The organism is Mesorhizobium sp. B2-4-15 (genome assembly GCF_006658505.1).
Classification (GTDB): Bacteria; Pseudomonadota; Alphaproteobacteria; order Rhizobiales; family Rhizobiaceae; genus Mesorhizobium.
In genome coordinates this window covers 334,444-350,997 of the sequence record NZ_VFUZ01000002.1, presented here as the reverse complement: position 1 = coordinate 350,997, position 16,554 = coordinate 334,444, and the positions used below count along the sequence as shown (strand labels likewise).

Annotated in this window: 16 protein-coding genes; 8 read left to right on the top strand and 8 right to left on the bottom strand. The window is 63.9% G+C overall.

The window, feature by feature from the left end; translation table 11 throughout:
* Positions 1-10: 10 nt before the first annotated feature.
* The 5 genes from FJ930_RS04005 to FJ930_RS03985 all read right to left on the bottom strand — a co-directional run bounded on the left by FJ930_RS04005 (position 11) and on the right by FJ930_RS03985 (position 4,979).
* Positions 11-814, bottom strand: coding sequence for an ABC transporter permease (locus FJ930_RS04005; RefSeq protein WP_141835044.1), 804 nt, complete (start codon positions 812-814; stop codon positions 11-13).
* A 5-nt stretch (positions 815-819) separates the two neighbouring features.
* Entirely contained in the window at positions 820-1,653 is an 834-nt protein-coding gene (locus tag FJ930_RS04000; protein ID WP_140742297.1) for an ABC transporter permease, read from the bottom strand.
* A 12-nt stretch (positions 1,654-1,665) separates the two neighbouring features.
* Complete coding sequence (locus FJ930_RS03995) at positions 1,666-2,781, bottom strand: ABC transporter substrate-binding protein (protein WP_141835041.1); 1,116 nt, start codon at positions 2,779-2,781, stop codon at positions 1,666-1,668.
* A 67-nt stretch (positions 2,782-2,848) separates the two neighbouring features.
* Positions 2,849-3,943, bottom strand: coding sequence for an ABC transporter ATP-binding protein (locus FJ930_RS03990; protein ID WP_140693576.1), 1,095 nt, complete (start codon positions 3,941-3,943; stop codon positions 2,849-2,851).
* A gap of 139 nt (positions 3,944-4,082) precedes the next feature.
* Positions 4,083-4,979: a LysR substrate-binding domain-containing protein gene (locus FJ930_RS03985; protein ID WP_140611217.1), complete on the bottom strand. Its 897-nt coding sequence runs from the start codon at positions 4,977-4,979 to the stop codon at positions 4,083-4,085.
* 83 nt (positions 4,980-5,062) lie between these two features.
* On the opposite strand from FJ930_RS03985, the gene FJ930_RS03980 reads away from it, so the two are divergent.
* The 6 genes from FJ930_RS03980 to FJ930_RS03950 all read left to right on the top strand — a co-directional run bounded on the left by FJ930_RS03980 (position 5,063) and on the right by FJ930_RS03950 (position 12,726).
* Positions 5,063-6,652 carry an amidohydrolase gene (locus FJ930_RS03980; protein ID WP_181763269.1) on the top strand — a complete coding sequence of 530 codons (1,590 nt, stop codon included), beginning with the start codon at positions 5,063-5,065 and terminating at the stop codon, positions 6,650-6,652.
* Positions 6,653-6,692: 40 nt separating this feature from the next.
* Positions 6,693-7,625, top strand: coding sequence for a dimethylarginine dimethylaminohydrolase family protein (locus FJ930_RS03975; protein WP_141835035.1), 933 nt, complete (start codon positions 6,693-6,695; stop codon positions 7,623-7,625).
* Between the two features lie 207 nt (positions 7,626-7,832).
* On the top strand, positions 7,833-9,986 hold the full coding sequence (locus tag FJ930_RS03970) for a penicillin-binding protein 1A (RefSeq protein WP_140742305.1): 2,154 nt from the start codon (positions 7,833-7,835) through the stop codon (positions 9,984-9,986).
* Between the two features lie 111 nt (positions 9,987-10,097).
* Entirely contained in the window at positions 10,098-10,682 is a 585-nt protein-coding gene (locus FJ930_RS03965) for a DUF1214 domain-containing protein (protein WP_140742307.1), read from the top strand.
* A complete protein-coding gene (locus FJ930_RS03960) occupies positions 10,675-11,244 on the top strand; it encodes a DUF1254 domain-containing protein (protein ID WP_141835032.1) in 570 nt (189 codons plus the stop codon). The genes FJ930_RS03965 and FJ930_RS03960 overlap by 8 nt, the downstream gene beginning before the upstream one ends.
* Before the next feature lie 447 nt (positions 11,245-11,691).
* Entirely contained in the window at positions 11,692-12,726 is a 1,035-nt protein-coding gene (locus FJ930_RS03950; protein ID WP_141835026.1) for a hypothetical protein, read from the top strand.
* Here FJ930_RS03950 and FJ930_RS03945 read toward each other — a convergent pair.
* The 3 genes from FJ930_RS03945 to FJ930_RS03935 all read right to left on the bottom strand — a co-directional run bounded on the left by FJ930_RS03945 (position 12,704) and on the right by FJ930_RS03935 (position 15,642).
* Positions 12,704-13,051 carry a DUF1491 family protein gene (locus FJ930_RS03945; protein WP_141835023.1) on the bottom strand — a complete coding sequence of 116 codons (348 nt, stop codon included), beginning with the start codon at positions 13,049-13,051 and terminating at the stop codon, positions 12,704-12,706. The genes FJ930_RS03950 and FJ930_RS03945 overlap by 23 nt on opposite strands.
* A gap of 85 nt (positions 13,052-13,136) precedes the next feature.
* On the bottom strand, positions 13,137-13,916 hold the full coding sequence (locus FJ930_RS03940) for a peptidoglycan-binding protein (protein WP_141835020.1): 780 nt from the start codon (positions 13,914-13,916) through the stop codon (positions 13,137-13,139).
* Complete coding sequence (locus FJ930_RS03935; RefSeq protein WP_141835147.1) at positions 13,891-15,642, bottom strand: HAMP domain-containing sensor histidine kinase; 1,752 nt, start codon at positions 15,640-15,642, stop codon at positions 13,891-13,893. The genes FJ930_RS03940 and FJ930_RS03935 overlap by 26 nt, the downstream gene beginning before the upstream one ends.
* A 149-nt stretch (positions 15,643-15,791) precedes the next feature.
* Here FJ930_RS03935 and FJ930_RS03930 point away from each other — a divergent pair, with 149 nt between their 5' ends.
* Positions 15,792-16,055, top strand: coding sequence for a hypothetical protein (locus tag FJ930_RS03930; protein WP_141835017.1), 264 nt, complete (start codon positions 15,792-15,794; stop codon positions 16,053-16,055).
* 120 nt (positions 16,056-16,175) lie between these two features.
* The gene (locus FJ930_RS03925; RefSeq protein WP_140742320.1) at positions 16,176-16,526 is read left to right on the top strand and encodes a DUF5330 domain-containing protein; all 351 of its coding nucleotides are present in this window, start codon (positions 16,176-16,178) and stop codon (positions 16,524-16,526) included.
* Positions 16,527-16,554 lie beyond the last annotated feature (28 nt).

Genomic DNA, 16,554 nt, shown 5'->3' with positions numbered 1-16,554 from the left:
AGGACGCCGATCAGACAGCGCGCAGCCTGACAATGAAGCTGCGCACCGCCAGCACCAGCACGGTGATGATGATCAGAATCACGGACAATGCAGCGATTGCCGGATCGATGTTGTCGCGCAAACCCATCCACATCAGACGCGGCAAGGTGATGGCGTTGACCGAAGTGATGAACAAGGTGACGCCGATCTCTTCCCAGGAGAGCACGAAGGACAGCAACGCCGCGGTGATGATGCCGAACTTGATGTTGGGCATGATGACGCGGGTGGCGCGCTCCCACACGGTGGCACCGAGGCCCCGAGCGGCTAAGTCGATGCGCCTGTCCAGTTGACTGAGCGACACCAGCATCAGCACGGTGGCGAAAGGCACCGTCATCACCGAGTGCGCCATGGCGACGCCAAGCCAGGTATCATAGCCGAAGAACGAGCTGAAACCGGAGATCGAGGTCAACAGGAAGTAGAGCGTGATCGCCGAGACCACTGGCGGCACCACCATGGGCAGCAGCACGAAGCCGACGAGCGCTGCCGTGAAGCGCGGCTGGAACATCCAGACGCCGAGACTGAAGCATAGCGCCAAGACGGTGGAGAAAGCGCTGCTGACCACGCCGATCCGGATAGAGAGCAGGATCGAGTCGATCCAGCGCGGATCCTCGATCAGCGTGCGGTAGTGACGCAGCGACAGTTCACCCGTCGGCATCGCCAGCATGCGGCTTGGCGTCAGCGACACCGGGATGACAGCCAGCAGCGGCATCAGCAGAAACAGCGCCACGAAGGCGGCGATGACGAGCGAGATGGGTCCGGGACGATAGGTCGGCATCTCGGCTACACCAATTGCTTCGGCCTGATATAGCGGAACAGCAGCGCCATCAGCGCGCCGACGAACAGCACGAGCACGACACTGATCGCAGCGCCCAGCCCCCAATCCGGGCTCTGGAAAATCCTGAGATAGATGAGTTCGGCCACCATGACGCTGCGGCCGCCGCCGAGGATCGCCGGTGTGACGAAGAAGCCCAGCGAAAAGACGAAGACGATGAGGGCGGAGCCGATGATTCCGGAGCGGGTCATCGGCACGAAGACCGACCAGAAGGTGCGCATGCGGCTGGAGCCGAGGCCGCGCGCCGCCAGAAGCACGCGGTCGTCGAGGCTGCGCATGGCCGATGCCAGCGGAAAGACGGCGAAGGGGATGAGGAAATGCGTCATGCCGACGATGACGCCGAATTCATTGCGCACCAGGGTCAGCGGTTCGGAGATGAAGCCGATCGCCTGCAGCCAGGTGTTGATCAGGCCGCGATTGGAGAGCAGCGCCACCCAGCCGAAGGCGCGGGTCAGCACCGAAATCCAGAAGGGAACGAGAATGCAGAACTCGGCGATAAGGCGCTGCGCCGGCGTACCGCGCACCCAGATGAGGGTAATGGCATAGGCGGCGGCCACCGACACGATGGTGACGATTGCCGCGATGCGCAGCGTCCTGACGAACACCGATTGCACCAGATCGTCGGTGAGCAGCGCGTCATACTGCCCAAGCCCCGGCGTCGGCAGCGTGAAGCTCCATTTGACGACGCCGAGGAAAGGCCAGGCATAGGCCAGCACAAGGAACAGGAGCAGCGGCGCCATCAACAGCGCCGCGCCCGTCCTGTCGGAAAGAGAGGACCGCATCCCTGCCCTGGATCAGGCGGAGATGATCTTGGTGTATTCGTCGAGCGCCGCCCCGTAGTTCTTGGCGTACCAGTCCATGTCGAGCGGGATCTGCTTCTTCATGTTTTCCGGGTCGACAGGATTGATGCGCTTCTTGTCGGCGGGGATCAGCGCGTCGGCTGCGGGGTTGGCCGGACCCTGGCCCAGCTTGTCGAACATGATCAGCTGCTTTTGCGGGTCCTGGGCGCTGGCGATGAACTTCATGGCCGCGTCCTTGCCGCCCGGATTACCCTTGAGGACGGCAAGCGCGCCGGGCGAGATCAAGCCTTGGTCCCAAATGAACTTGATCTTGCCGCCGGAGTCCTGCTCGATCAGCGAGGCGCGTGTCGACCACACGATAGCCATCGAGGCCTCGCCGTTGAGCAGCACGCTCTGGCTCTCGGCGCCGCCGCCCCAATAGGCGACGACGTTTTCCTTGAAGGCGGCGATCTTGTCATGTGCGCGCTTGAGGTCGAGCGGATACAGCGAGGCCGGCGCGATGCCGTCGGCGAGAAGGGCAGCCTCCCAGCTCGAAACACCCCATTTGTAGAGCGAGCGCTTGCCAGGGAATTTCTTCACGTCGAAGAAATCTGCCATGCCGGTCGGCGCGTCCTTGCCGTATTTCTCGGAATCATAGGCGATGATGTAGGAGAAAAAGTAGGTCGAGGCGGCATAGTCCCAGCCGAAGCCCGGCCGCATCTTCTTCTTGTCGACGACTGTGTAGTCGATCGGCTCGAGCATGCCTTGGCCGCCGAGCGTGATGGCCGAGAACGGATCGACGTCGACGAGGTCCCAGGTCGGCGCGCCGCTCTTGAACTGCGCCGCGATGGCGCCTTCGGTCGGGCCCGAGCCGTCCATCTTGACGACGATGCCGGTTTCCTTGGTAAAGGCCTGGCCATAGGCGGCATCATAAGCGGTGATGGCGTCGCCGCCCCAGTTCACCAGCACCAGTTCCTTCGCGGCGGCGAAGGCACCGGTCGAGCGCAAGAGCATCGGCGTGCCGGCCAGAACGAGTGCTGCAAGCTGCGTGAACTGCCGGCGCGAGATCTCGCCGCGGCCTGCCCTGGCGGACAGGCTCGCGATGGCTTGTTTCTTGGTGTCATTGGTCATGTCAGTTCCCCTTATTGTCGTTGATAGTACCGGAAAGTGGTGTGCGAACGTCTCGCCGCACCGATCGTCATTGCCCTCCGTCCGGAAGGAGGAAACCCTTTTCCGCCGGCCAGGTCAGCCATACGGAATTGCCTTTGCTGAGCGCGGCGGCGGCGACTTCATTGGGCACCGACACCGTGACCTTGGCGCCTTGCCTCGTCGTCAGATCGAGCCGCGTCGCGGCGCCCAGATAGGTCGAGTTGGTTGCTGTCGCGGCGACGCCGTTCTCACCGGCCGAAGCCTCGCCGGCGATGGACATGTATTCAGGCCGGATCGCCAGTATGGCGTTCCCACCGACGCTACCGGGGTTGCCGCGCAGGCTGACGGCGCGGTCCTCGCACAGGCCGGTGGCGCCGTTGTCGGCTCTGCGCACGCCTTTCAGCGGCAACATGTTGATCTCGCCGAGGAATTCGGCGACGAAGCGGTTGGCCGGCCGGTCATAGACCTCGTCCGGCGCGCCGACCTGCAGCAATTTACCGTGGTTGAAGATGGCGACGCGCGACGACAGCGCCAGCGCCTCGCTCTGGTCGTGGGTGACGAAGACGAAGGTGGTGCCGGTTTCCTGATGCAGGCGCTTCATCTCGGCCTGCATCTGGCCGCGCAAGCTCTTGTCCAGGGCGGAAAACGGCTCGTCGAGCAGGAGCACGCCCGGCTCGAACACCAGTGCGCGGGCAAGCGCCACGCGCTGCTGCTGGCCGCCGGAGAGCTGCGCGGGCAATTTCTTCTCGTGACCGACCAGACCGACGCGCTCGATCATCTCCCCGACGCGCTTCTTGATCTCGGCGGCTGATTTCTTGCGAACCTTGAGCGGGAAAGCGATGTTCTGCTCCACGCTCATGTGCGGGAACAGCGCGTAGCCCTGGAACACCATGCCGGCGGCGCGCTGTTCGGCCGGACGATCGGTGATGTCGGTGCCGTCGCTGAAAAGCCTGCCCTCGGTCGGCTGCACGAAGCCGGCCAGGATCATCAGGAAGGTGGTCTTGCCCGAGCCGGAGGGGCCGAGCAACGTCAGGAACTCGCCGCGACCGATATCGAGCGTCAAATTGTCCAGCGCCCGGAACGAGCCGAAGCTCTTGCCGATCCCGTTCGCCTTGATTTCCGCCGCCCGGCCGGGTTGCTGCATCCTGCCTCTTCCTCAGTCTCGGATGAAATCGTAGGCAGGCGCGCGGCTCACCGCAACCGAATAGTTTTCGCCTGATCGGCAAATTTGATTCACGTCTGGTAGATGGGCGGGTGGCGGTCGGCGGTTTCAACGCCCCGCCTCAATATTTCGCCAGCCTGTTTTCCGACAGCTTCGCCCTGAGCCAGTCGCTGAAGGCATTGAGCACCGGATGGCCGGCCTTGGCGTGCTCGAAGACCAGATAGTAGGACCGCGGCGAGGGGACCGACGCCTCGAACGGCTTGACCAGCCGGCCTTCGCTCAGTGCCCGGCGGCCGGTCAGTTCGTCACCCATGGCAATGCCCTGGCCGGCGACCGCCGCCGAGAACACGAGGTTCATGTCGGAAAAGAAGATGCCGCCTTCGGTGTCGGGATTTTCCACCTTGGACAACGCCAGCCAGCGCGCCCAGTCCTCGGTGTCGCCGAGATGGAGCAGGTTGGCGCGCAGCACGTCGGCGGGCTTGGAAAAGCCGCCGACCTTGTTGAGCAGCGTCGGGCTGCAGAGCGGCGTGAAGAAGACTTCGCACAGCAGCTCCACCGATCGGTTCGGCCAGTTGCCGACGCCGAAGGCGATGAAGGCGTCCGCTTCCGCATTGCTGACGTCGTCGAGCCGCCGCGGCGTCAGCACCGAGAGCGCAACGTCGGGATACATCTGCTGGAACTCGCCGATATGGGAGCACAGGAACATCGAGGCGAAGCCCGGCGGGCAGGAGATGGCGAAGGAGCCGCCGACGCCTGCGCCGCTGTTTTGCGTGCCCGCGTCGCCGAGCACTGTCAGCGCCTTGCGCACGTCGGCGGCGTAGCGCTGGCCGCGCGGCGTCAACGCCACGCCCTTGCCGATGCGCTGCAGCAGATCGAAGCCGAGGTCGCGTTCCAGCAGCCGAAGCTGATGCGAGACGGCGCTGCGGGTCAAACAGAGTTCGTCGGCGGCGCGCCACATGCTGCCGTGACGGGCGAAGCTGTCTAAGGCACGTAGCGCCTGCGTCGAAGGTATTCGCAAAGGGACCTCAGGTGAACCGAATTTGCACGAGCCGGGAAAACATATCACTTTTTGATAAGCCGCTTCACTGCTTTCTTAGGCCCATGGAGAAATCCGTGACGACGTCAGCACAAGAAACCGCGCTCGCTTGCATCGACAGCATCCAGCCGCTGCTGTCGGCCTGGACGCGCACGATCTTCGATTTCGGCGAGACCGCCTGGCGCGAATATCAGTCGGCGGCATGGTATGTGGCGCGGCTGAAGCATGAGGGCTTCTCCGTCGAGGAAGGCTCGGGCGGCATGCCGACCGCGTTCTGCGCCCACTGGACGAACGGCGCCGGACCGACGATCGGCATGTATGCCGAATATGACGCCGTGCCCGGCAACTGCCAGGATGCGGTGACGGTCAAGCAGCCCCGGCCCGGCCTCGGCGTCGAGGCCGGCGGGCACACCGACCCGCATTCGGGGCTCGGCATGGCAAGCCTCGGTGGGCTGCTTGCCGCCAAGGCCGCCATGCAGCGACACGGCGTTCCAGGCACGCTGCGCTTCACTGGCGAGCCGGCCGAGAAAGTGCGAGGGTCGAAGCCGATCCACGCAGCCAGGGGCTATTATGATGGCCTTGCCGGCATGATCTCCTTCCATCCCTTCTACATGCTGCCGCTCTGCAACACGGCCCGCTGGGACACGCATTGCGGCGCGGCCTACGCCATGATCTACCGTTTCATCTGCGACGAGCCTCAGAACTGGGCACGCGCCGCGGGCGACGGCGCACCGATCCCGCAGGCGCATTCGGCGGTCCGCGCCCCCGGCGCCAACGACGCGCTGATGACGATGTACATGGCCTCCAAGGCACTGCGTGACTCCATGCTGCCGCACCAGGGCGGCTGGTCGATCAGCGAGGCCATCCTGACCGCGGGCCAGGCCACCGCCGACAATCTGCCGGCGGGGCTGGCCGAGATCCAGTACATGATCCGCGTGCCGACCATCGGCATGGCCGAACAGGTCACCGCCGTGCTCGACCGCAATGCGCAGGCCGCGGCCGCGGTCAGCGGCTGCCGCTACGAACGGCACTGGGTGTCGAAATCGCGCCCAGGGCTGGCCAATCACGCCATGGCCGAGATCGCCTATGATGCGCTGTCGACGGTCGGTCCGCCGCGCTGGGACGAGGCCGCCAGGGCGATTGCGCGCGAGATCCAGGTCAATGCCGGCGGCACCGCGACCGAGAACCCGTTCATCGATGAGCTGGAGCGGCTGATCGACCCCAGGCAAGCCGAGGCAATCCTGCGCCGCGACCTGCCGCCCTCGCAGGTCAATTCGACCTCCGACGACTACACAGACATGAGCTGGCACGCGCCGACAGCGCGGTTCTACGTCGCCCGCCCGGCGCTGCGTTCGGCACATGGCCACCCCTACCCGGCTTGGGTGATGAATGCGCTCGGCGGCATCTCCGCGACCATCGATCCCATGGTCACCTGCGCGGCCAAGACGATCGCGCTGGCGGCGCTCCGTCTGATCGAGGACAAAACCGCGCGCGACAAGGCGATGGACGAGTTCACTTTCCGCACCGGCGGCGGTGTTCGTGGATCGAGCTGGATCGCGCCGCTCTGCGACTACGAACCGCCGATCCATTTCCGCTGGCCGGAATATGTCACCACCGCGCGCGGTCGCGACTGGTGGATCCCAAACAATGCATGACCCGATCCACTCTTGAGAACAAGCCACGAGGAGAACCCCCATGACCGTTCATGATCGCATCGTCGCCGAACCGTTTTCTCTGCAGCGCCGCAATCCGGCCGGCGGCACCAAGCCGCTGACCGCCTGGGGCTTCGCCAACGAAACCGACAAGCTGACCGACGTGCTGCTCGGCTCGCCCAATTTCCTGCGTCATCTGTCGACCAGTTCGCTGTCCCGGAAACATCTGCGCGAAGCGCCCTGCAACATCCAGATCGCGCAGGCTCAGCACAAGGATCTGGTTGCCGCCTATGAGCATTTCGACGTCAACATCCATTGGCACGAGCCGACGCCGGAGCTGCCGATGCAGGTCTATTCCCGCGATTCCAGCGTCATGACGCCTTATGGCGCGATCATCACCGCCATGGCCAACTGGTGGCGGCGCGGCGAGAACTATGCCGCCATCCGCACCTATGAAAAACTTGGCATCCCGATCTACGACATGGTGACGGCGGGCACCTTCGAAGGCGGCGACTTCAACGTCATCGAAGACGGCGTGGTGCTGATCGGCTGCGGCGGCGCCCGCACGCAAGAGGAAGGCGCGCGCCAGGTGCAGGCCTGGTTCGAGAGGGAAGGCTGGGAGACGCGCATCGCCTTCATCGACGAATACTACGTCCATATCGACCTGATGGTGGTGCCGATCGCCGAAAAGCTCACCGCGGTGTGCCTCGCCTGCACCGAGCCAGGCATTGTCGACTGGCTGAAGAGCAAGGGCCACGAGATCATCGACGTTCCCTTCCAGGACACGATGGCGCTCGGCTGCAACTTCATGTCACTCGGCAAGGACCGGGTGATCGCGCCGACCTCCAGCAAGACGCTGATCGGCCAGCTCAAGGCGCGTGGCTTCGAGGTCGCGGCCGTCGACATGGGCGAAATCTCCAAGACCGGCGGCGGCATCCATTGCATGGCGCAAGCGCTGAAGCGCGAAGCGGCCTGACACCCATCCGCCCGCCGGATCGAGAATCTGGCGGGCGGGCGCTCCGCTTGGCAGCTGCCCTGCCCTTTCCATCGACAAACCTCGCAGCTGTGTCCTCGCCGCCCTTGTGAGCGTGCGCAAAATGGACGAATAGTCAGGACAGGGCGCCGCCCTGAAATTGCCCGCTTGCGGTTTTCAGGTCGCGTCACAGCCGAGCCGGGTTTTTGAATGGTCCGTCCTGAACCGCGCAAGAGAAGAGGTCCGATCGCCTCCCGCCTTCTGGCGCTGGACGCATGGCTTGATTCCTCGCTCTACGAGATCGGCTTCAAGGCGCGCCAGTTCTGGGAAGCGGCGACGATCTTCTCGCGGCGCTTCCGACTAAAGGGCTGGCGCCGCGGCATCATCGAACTTTTGAGCGAGGGCTTCACGCTTGGCGCCGGCGGCATGGTGGTGATGCTGGCGCTGGCCATTCCGGCTTTCCAGGATACGGCCGGCGACTGGCGCGCCCAGGGCGACTTCGCCGTCACCTTTCTCGACCGTTACGGCAACGAGATCGGCCAGCGCGGCATTATCCAGCGCGACTCCGTACCGGTCGACGAGATGCCCGATCATGTCATCAAGGCGGTGCTTGCCACCGAGGATCGTCGCTTCTTCGACCACTACGGCATCGACGTGCTCGGCCTGTCGCGCGCGATCTTCGAGAACGTGCGAGCGAACTCTGTCGTCCAAGGCGGTTCCAGCATTACCCAGCAATTGGCCAAGAACCTGTTCCTGACCAATGAGCGCACGTTCGAGCGCAAGATCAAGGAAGCCTTCCTGTCGCTGTGGCTCGAGGCCAATCTGTCGAAGAAGGAAATCCTGCAGCTCTACCTCGACCGCGCCTATATGGGCGGCGGCACATTCGGCATCGAGGCGGCGGCGGACTTCTATTTCGGCAAGAGCGTCAAGGACCTGAACCTCGCCGAGGCTGCGATGCTCGCCGGCCTGTTCAAGGCGCCGACCAAATACGCGCCGCACATCAACCTGCCGGCAGCGCGCGCCCGCGCCAATGTGGTGCTCTCCAATCTCGTCGATTCCGGCTTCATGACCGAGGGCCAGGTGCTGCAGGCAAGGCTGCATCCGGCCGACGTCGTCGACCGCGGCGAACAGAAGAGTCCCGACTATTTCCTCGACTGGGCCTTCGACGAGGTCAAGAAGATCGCCAAGCCCGGCCAGCACTCGCTGGTGGCGCACACCACCTTCGACGCCAACATCCAGAAGGCGGCGGAAGAATCCGTCGAGTTCCACCTGCGTCAGTTCGGCAAGGAGTACAACGTCACCGAGGGCGCCGTTGTGGTCATCGAGACCAATGGCGCGGTCCGCGCCATCGTGGGTGGCCGCGACTACGGCGCCAGCCAGTTCAACCGGGCCACCAAGGCGCTCCGCCAGACCGGCTCGTCGTTCAAGCCCTATGTCTACGCCACGGCGATGGAGCATGGCTTCACGCCCAACTCCGTCATCTCAGGTGGCCCGATCAGCTGGGGCAGCTGGTCGCCGCACAATTACAGCGGCGAGTCGGCGGGCAACATCACGCTGCTGATGGCGATGGCCAAGTCGATCAACACGGTGCCGGTGCGGCTGGCCAAGGACCATCTCGGCATCGCTCCGATCAAGGCGATGGCCGAGGCCATGGGGGTAGAGTCCCCTCTCGAGGGGCACAAGACGATGGTGCTCGGCACCTCGGGCATGACCGTCATGGACCAGGCGACGGGCTATAGCGTGTTCGCGCAGAACGGCTTCGTCGGTTCCAGGCACGGCATCACCCAGCTCGTCACCCGCACCGGCGAAGTGGTGTATGACTGGACCAAGGACGCGCCGCCGCCGCACCGCGTTCTGTCCGAGCAGGCGCTGAAATCCATGAACACGATGCTGGCGGCCGTTCCGGTGATGGGCACGGCGCGGCGGGCGCAAATTCCCAACATCGTCGTCGCCGGCAAGACCGGCACCACGCAATCCTATCGCGACGCCTGGTTTGTCGGCTTCACCGGCAACTACACGGCGGCGGTGTGGCTGGGCAACGATGACTTCACCCCGACCAAGAACATGACGGGCGGCTCGCTGCCAGCGATGGTGTGGCAGCGCCTGATGGTCTACGCGCACCAGAACATCGACCTGAAGCCGATTCCCGGCATCGACAAACCGTTCGTCGACGAGGAGACCGCGGCCAAGGCGGCGGAAGCGCAGAAGAAGAGCGAGGACCAGGCTGCGGCCGACGCCGCCGCAGAGAGGCCGCCAGTGCTGTCCGGCCGGACCACGCAGACGCTGAGGGACATGACGCAGCTGTTCCAGGCGGCACCGAAACTCGACGCACCCGCCACGCCCGAAACGCTTTCGGCGCTGTGACATCGGCTCGAGCGCCGGCGAGGCGAACTGGCAAATCCATCACGCCCGCTTGCCACGAGGCCCCGCGTCGCGATATCCCCGAACGGCAATCCTTCATGCACCCGGCTCTTCATGCTCAAGAACGCCTTCCTGATGCTGCTTTCGCTTGCCATAGCCATTGGCGGCGGCGGCGCCAGCGTCTGGTATGCGCTGAAGGTCCAGGACGGCGTCGGCGCGATCAGGATCGGCCAATGGACCGCCTTCCCCGACATCGGCACCCCGGCCGCAGATCCCTACTCCAAGGCCCGCGTGGCGCGCGAGGGCGTGCTTGCGCTCGGCCGCGCCGAGGGCCTGTCCTTCGTCGCGGAGAATGATGCCGCCGGCGACCAACTCAAGCGGGAATGCACCTACAAGATCGAGGGCGGATTTCCGACAGCACGGTTCTGGACACTCTATGCCGCCGATCAATCGCTCGGCGTCGTCGAGACAGGCAAACCGCGACTTGCCGCGCTTCAGTCCTATGAGGTGCTGCGCAAACCCGACAATTCGGTGATCATTTCGGTCGGCCATCACCCGATGCCCGGCAACTGGCTTTTGACCAACGGTTCCGGAAGGATGTATTTCGTCCTGACCTTCTACGACACGCCGATCGCCAGCAGCACCGGCCTGTCGGACGTTTCGCTGCCCAGGATCGTGAAGGCCGGCTGCGATGCGTAATTTCCGGGCCGCGCTACGCCGTCTTTTCCATGCCGTCCTGCTCGGCATCGTCGGCGCCGGCATCGTGCACATCGTCGTGCTGCTTCTGGTGCCCGAGTTTTCCGAACGCGACGCCTGGTCGCGACTGTCGATGGCCTCGGACCTCTACAGGATGAATCGGCTCGATGCCGAGGCGGGCGGCGCGCCGGTGGTGAAATCCGTCGATCCGCTGTTTTATGCCACGGCTTGCCGTTTCGACCTCGAGGAAGGGATGGTCCGGATCAAGGCGCTGGGAAACGTCCCCTTCTGGTCGGTGTCGGTCTATGACCGCAATGGCCACAATGTCTATTCCTTCAACGACCATACGGCGACGGGCGGCAAGCTGGATGCCGTCGTGCTGACGCCGGCGCAGATGATCGACGTGCGCAGGGACCTGCCCGAAAATCTGCAGGGTGCGATCTTCGTCGAAGCGCCCATAAACGAGGGCATCTTCGTTATCCGCAGCTTCGTGCCTGACGACAGCTGGAAGCCGATCGTGTCGCGCTTTCTCGATCAGAGTTCCTGCGAGCTGCAGGATTTTTAGGCCACGATCGTGGCCAGCGTGACAGCCAAGGCCGCGGCTTCAGCAAAGCTCAGTGATGCGGCACCGGCGTCCGTGGCGCCCCCGGTCTGTCAGGGCCGGCAGGCCGCGCTTCCCCGGCATTGGACCGTTCATAACGGATGCCCGGAAAGATGATCACCGCCGCCGGTATTTCGGTGGTTTGCTTGGCTTGATTGATTGGTGCCGCACGCGGCACGAAAGACAGTACCATGCCCATGGTTCGCGCATTCCTCTCGGTTTCCCCGGAGCACAACGCAACGCCTCCAAATATCATTAAGGCCGGCAGAGGGTTAACGGAGCGCTAACGGATCGCCGCTAACTTGATCTTTGTTCCCAGGTCAGAAAGTTCTGACCGAGGCAATCGCTAAACCGACACGGTCCCGGTTGAGCATTATCAAGGCTGTGTATCTGTTATCAGGCGTGTCCTTCGTGTCATCTTCGGACTTCAGGCAAATCGCGATACGAACGGAAACGGGAAAGGCCGAGAGGCTGTTCCGCGCCGCGGTGTCGGCTTTCTGCTCTCTTACCCGTCCGTCGCGCCGCGAGATCGGCCAGCTCGAGGATTTGACGCTGCCTTTGTTCGACGAGGTGTCGGTCGAATCGCGACGCTATGTGGCAGCCGCCCTTTCCGAATGCGAATATGCGCCGGCCGCGCTGGTGCGCCGCCTGTGCGAGGAGCCGGTCGACATCGCCGCGCCATTGCTCATCCGCTCGCGTGCCGTCAGCGATATCGACCTGATCGCGCTGATCGGCCGGCATGGCCTGCCGCATGCCCGGGCCATCGCGCGCCGCAGGGACCTGAATCCGACCATCGCCGATCTGATCAGGGCGCTCGAAAGGCCGACACTGGTGCGGGTGCGGGATCCGGAGGTGCACCCTCCTGCGCCACCAACCGGCGCAGTCGTAAATGCGGAAGCGGCCGAAGACAGCGCGAAGAGCAAACAGTCCCCCGGCACCGCCGCCGAGAATGCGCGGCGCAGGCTGCGCTCCATGATGCGCACCGGCGACGAGGCATTGGCGGCGAAGGTCGACGCGTTTCCCGGCTCGGACAGCTATGTCAAACTGCGCGAAACCGCGCTGACCGGAAACGCCGCGTTCTTCCAGACCGCGCTCGCCGATGCCCTCGATATCGATTTCTCGACCGCGCGATCGCTGACCGCCAACCAGAACTATGCCCCGCTGCTTGCGGCGCTGCGCTCGCTTGATCTGAGCGAAGACCGGGCATTTCTGATCACGGTCGCCGTCTATCCCAGCCTTTTCCCGCATCCGCAGGCCATCCGCACCTATCTCGACCGCTACCGCCTGCTGCATCGCGACGTGGCCCTGGACAGGGTGCGCGGATGGAAAGCCGAAGCGCTGTCCAAAATGGTCCGCGAAGCCACGCCCGCAAACAGCGACAGCCGCAAGCCCTCGAACAGCGACGAAACCATGGCCCCAAGTCTCAGGGCGTCTTCACGGAAATAAGCTCCTCGACGGGGACAGTGCCGGCCTCGATCTCGATCACCCAGATGTCGGGATCGAATTTCTTTTCCCGTTCAAGACGGGCATCGAGCACGGCTGGGTCATCACCCGCGGCAAGAAGGCTGAAGAAGCGGTCGTCCGGCTTGGCCGAATCATAACTTGTCTGCGGCGCCGGCCCGTAGAGGGCAATTTCACCCAGCCGGCCCCGCGCCAGCACGAAAACAGCACCAGCTTCGGTCGCGCCGCGATTGACCACGGCGGCAAATCCGCCTGCGCCGAAAACCCGGCGCAACAGGGCCGAGACCCACAGATCCGATGTGACGCGCATGAAAACTCCGCAAAGCGTGGCGGAGCTATCTATCGAAATTTCCCTCGCTGGGCGAGCGGTCGTTTCGGGCCTTGTTGGTCGGAGCTCAATTGGTGAGGCCGATCTCGCGCATCTTGACGTAGACGATCTCGTCGGGCTCGCCGGTCTGCGGCAGCCCAAACAGCGACTGGAACTCCTTGATCGCCGCCTTGGTCCGGGCGCCGACCTTGCCGTCGAGTTGCATGTCGTCATTGCCGAAGGCTTTCAGACCCGCCTGGATCTTGACGATGCGGGGATCAGGCCCCTGCAATGCGGCGTTGGTCTGTTCGCCGCCCGTCTGCAAGGATACCGGAAGGGCGGCCGGTGGCATGTCGGGACGCGGCTGCGGTTTGGGTACGGCAGCGGTCTTCGGCGTTGCGCCCAGTTGATCCAGCAGCAACGCGTCGATCTCGCCGGAAGCGTTGAGACCGACCTTCTGCTGATAAGCCTGTATGGCCTTGCGCGTATTGGGGCCGGAAATGCCGTCGATCGTGCCGGGATAGAAATCGAGATCCTTCAATATGCCTTGCACCTGCTCGACCACCGGATCGCCCTTCATCGGTGCGGGCGCCGAATTTGGCCGCACGATGTTGATCGTGGTCTCCGGCTCGTCGACGGTGTGCGGAAAACCCTGGAAGTGGCGGGTGGCGAAAAAGGCCCCGGCATGCGGGAAAGGCTGATACCACAGCGCGTTCGCCGAGACGTAAAACAGCGTGACCAGGAATGCCGTCGATCCGCCCACCAGGACAGGATTGCGCGAAATCATCCCACCAACGGCAATGGCGCCGTCCTGAAAGGCGTTGCTTCGGCGTTTGACCGCCTTAGGCTGTTTTGCGGAGCGAGCCATTTCTGTCCCCTTTCGCCCTCGTCACCGGCATCGTCAGCACCCCTGCCTGGTTCGCCGGGCGCCCCTTCGGCCCATTGACCGGCAGGCTGATGGTCACCGTGGTGCCCTCGCCCGGCATGCTTTCGATCGACATCGTGCCTTCGTGCAGCGCCACCAGCCCCTTCACCAGCGACAAACCGAGGCCGGTCCCCTCGAACCGGCGCGTATAGTCGTTCTGGATCTGCGTGAAGGGCTTGCCGAGATTGGCGAAATCCTCCTCCGCAATGCCGATGCCGGTGTCCCTGACCCAGAAATGCAGACGCGAGCCGATCCGCTTGGCGCCGACGACGACGTCTCCGCCATCAGGCGTGAACTTGATCGCATTGGAGACGAGGTTGATGAGGATCTGCTGCACGGCGCGGCGATCGGCATTGATGTCGCCGGCGTCCGGCGCGATCTGCGTCTGCAGGTCGATATTCTTGGCCTGCGCCTGCAGCCGCATCATGGACTGGCACATTTCGACGGCCTCCATGAATCGGAAGGGCTCCGGCTCCGTCGCGTAGGCCCCCGATTCGATCCTCGATACGTCGAGAATGGAGGTCACGACGGCCAGCAGATGCTGGCCCGAATCCCGCACAAGGCCGACATATTCCTTCTGGCGCGGATCCTTGAAGGCGCCGAACATCTCATGCAGCAACATGTCGGAGAAGCCGATGATGGCATTCAGCGGCGTGCGCAGTTCGTGGCTGACCACCGCCAGGAACCGGCCCTTGGCCACTTCGGCGGCGGCCGCCGCCTCGTTGGCCTGTGCGAGGTCTTCGCGCAGCCGGGCGGCGGTCTCGTCGTTCTCGCGCAGGACAAGCGTGAAAACGTCGCTCTGTTCCTCGCCGCGCGCCAGCTCGAGCAAGAACGGCCGATAGTTGTCGGCCGTCAGGCGGTTGTCATTCTGGCCGTTGCCGTTCTGGGGCAGCCTGACGCGCAATTCGACGTGGCGCGACAGGGCGCCATCACGCATGTCGGCCAAAGCGCTGAGATAGGAGACCCGATCCGACAGATGGACGCGGTCGAAGAAGCCGGTTCCCGAAAGCAGTTCAGGCGGCAGTTTCAAAAGGGTGCGCGCCCTGGCGGACGCATCCAGGACCTCGCCGTGGCGGGCGACGCGCAGGACCACCGCATCGATAATGTCTTCCAGCCGATCGCCGCTACCCACCGCATCGGCCGCACCGGCGCTATCAGGAAAAGCCGACATGCGCGGGACAAGCGTCAGCGCCCAGGCCAGCGGGACCAGCCAATGCCAGGCGGCGATCTGCGCGCCCGCGAATGGCAAGAAGGCCGCGGCCAGAGGCTGAAGGGCAATGGCTGCGATGGCTGCCACAGCCCCAAAAAGCGCCGCACGCCGCGTGGCGCCAATCCACCAGGCCTCGAATGGCAGCGCCACGGCAAGCATGGCGACAGGTGAGCTCAAACCACCGGCGGCGGCGATGATACCGCCAAGTGCAACAGACGCCATCACCAGCGCGATCGGTGCTGCCGCGGCCATCCTTCCGGTCGCCGCCACCAGCAAGGCGACGAACCAGCACAGACCGAAGGCCGCGAAGATTGCGGCGATGGTCACGGCGGCGCCCATGCCTGATGTAACCAGCGTGACCGCGGCACCGGCGGCGAAGAACGGCGCGGACAGCATGACGCCAATGAACCGGCGCTGGCGCTCGCGGTCGCTTTGTCCGAGAAGGGAGGGATGGACCATACGTTCGCAACCGGCGGCAATCGCGCCGGGCAATTCAGCGTATCTGGCCTTGATCGGCATCAACTCAACGCACTCGCACTCGTCGTGAACAGCTCTGCTTTTGCAGATTATCTTGGTTGGGTCTGAAACTCGCATCCAGCGTTTAAGGAATGGATAAAGCAGAGGCGACCAGAGCCTGGCCTGCGGCAAATATCGGGATGATGACGGTCGAAAACCCGGGCAAATGCCGCCATAGTAAATGGAGGGTTATCCGGGAACGCCTGGCGGCAGCGGATCATCGGCGGGAAGAGAACCGCCCGCGTTTAATAAAACCGCAATGGAAACAATCAGATAAATGGTTATCAGGGGGTAACGAAAATCGTCTCGATATGAAACAAATCCATGGCAAAACGCTTCGTTTCGAATTTGCCTAAAATTTGAGGAAAAATTTCGTCTAACCCGCAAGCCGTCCTTTGTGGCTGTGTGCCAACATCCTGCCCATAAAAGAGGTCATGCCATGTGACGCATGATCCGGTCACGACAAGAGGCAAGGCATGTTCTTTCTGATAAGAATGGCTTTCTGGTTTTCATTGGTGCTGCTGGCGCTGCCGCTGAGCGTCGGTTCCGACGAGCCGGGGCAGGAAAGCGTCGGGCCGATCCAGGCCTTGTTTGCGGCACGTGACGCGGTGGGCGACATCGCCGGCATTTGCGAGCGCAAGCCCGATGTCTGCGAAACCGGCAAGTCGGCCGTGCACACCATCACGGCACGCGCCAAGGAGACCGCCAAGATCGCCGCCGCCATGCTGGACGACAAGCCCGCCGGTCCCGATACCTCGACGACGACCGGCAGTGTGCCGGACGAAATCGTCCTGCCGGAGACCGTCAACCTGCCGGTAAGGAATTAAGCCGCCTCGACGGCGCATCGCGGGCCGT

Excerpts from the sequence above, each read along its gene's own strand:
- FJ930_RS04005 (WP_141835044.1), bottom strand. The coding sequence starts at position 814 with ATGCCGACCTATCGTCCCGGACCCATCTCGCTCGTCATCGCCGCCTTC.
- FJ930_RS04000 (WP_140742297.1), bottom strand. The coding sequence starts at position 1,653 with ATGCGGTCCTCTCTTTCCGACAGGACGGGCGCGGCGCTGTTGATGGCG.
- FJ930_RS03995 (WP_141835041.1), bottom strand. The coding sequence starts at position 2,781 with ATGACCAATGACACCAAGAAACAAGCCATCGCGAGCCTGTCCGCCAGG.
- FJ930_RS03990 (WP_140693576.1), bottom strand. The coding sequence starts at position 3,943 with ATGCAGCAACCCGGCCGGGCGGCGGAAATCAAGGCGAACGGGATCGGC.
- FJ930_RS03980 (WP_181763269.1), top strand. The coding sequence starts at position 5,063 with ATGGAGAAATCCGTGACGACGTCAGCACAAGAAACCGCGCTCGCTTGC.
- FJ930_RS03975 (WP_141835035.1), top strand. The coding sequence starts at position 6,693 with ATGACCGTTCATGATCGCATCGTCGCCGAACCGTTTTCTCTGCAGCGC.
- FJ930_RS03970 (WP_140742305.1), top strand. The coding sequence starts at position 7,833 with ATGGTCCGTCCTGAACCGCGCAAGAGAAGAGGTCCGATCGCCTCCCGC.
- FJ930_RS03965 (WP_140742307.1), top strand. The coding sequence starts at position 10,098 with ATGCTCAAGAACGCCTTCCTGATGCTGCTTTCGCTTGCCATAGCCATT.
- FJ930_RS03960 (WP_141835032.1), top strand. The coding sequence starts at position 10,675 with ATGCGTAATTTCCGGGCCGCGCTACGCCGTCTTTTCCATGCCGTCCTG.
- FJ930_RS03945 (WP_141835023.1), bottom strand. The coding sequence starts at position 13,051 with ATGCGCGTCACATCGGATCTGTGGGTCTCGGCCCTGTTGCGCCGGGTT.
- FJ930_RS03940 (WP_141835020.1), bottom strand. The coding sequence starts at position 13,916 with ATGGCTCGCTCCGCAAAACAGCCTAAGGCGGTCAAACGCCGAAGCAAC.
- FJ930_RS03935 (WP_141835147.1), bottom strand. The coding sequence starts at position 15,642 with ATGGTCCATCCCTCCCTTCTCGGACAAAGCGACCGCGAGCGCCAGCGC.
- FJ930_RS03930 (WP_141835017.1), top strand. The coding sequence starts at position 15,792 with ATGGATAAAGCAGAGGCGACCAGAGCCTGGCCTGCGGCAAATATCGGG.
- FJ930_RS03925 (WP_140742320.1), top strand. The coding sequence starts at position 16,176 with ATGTTCTTTCTGATAAGAATGGCTTTCTGGTTTTCATTGGTGCTGCTG.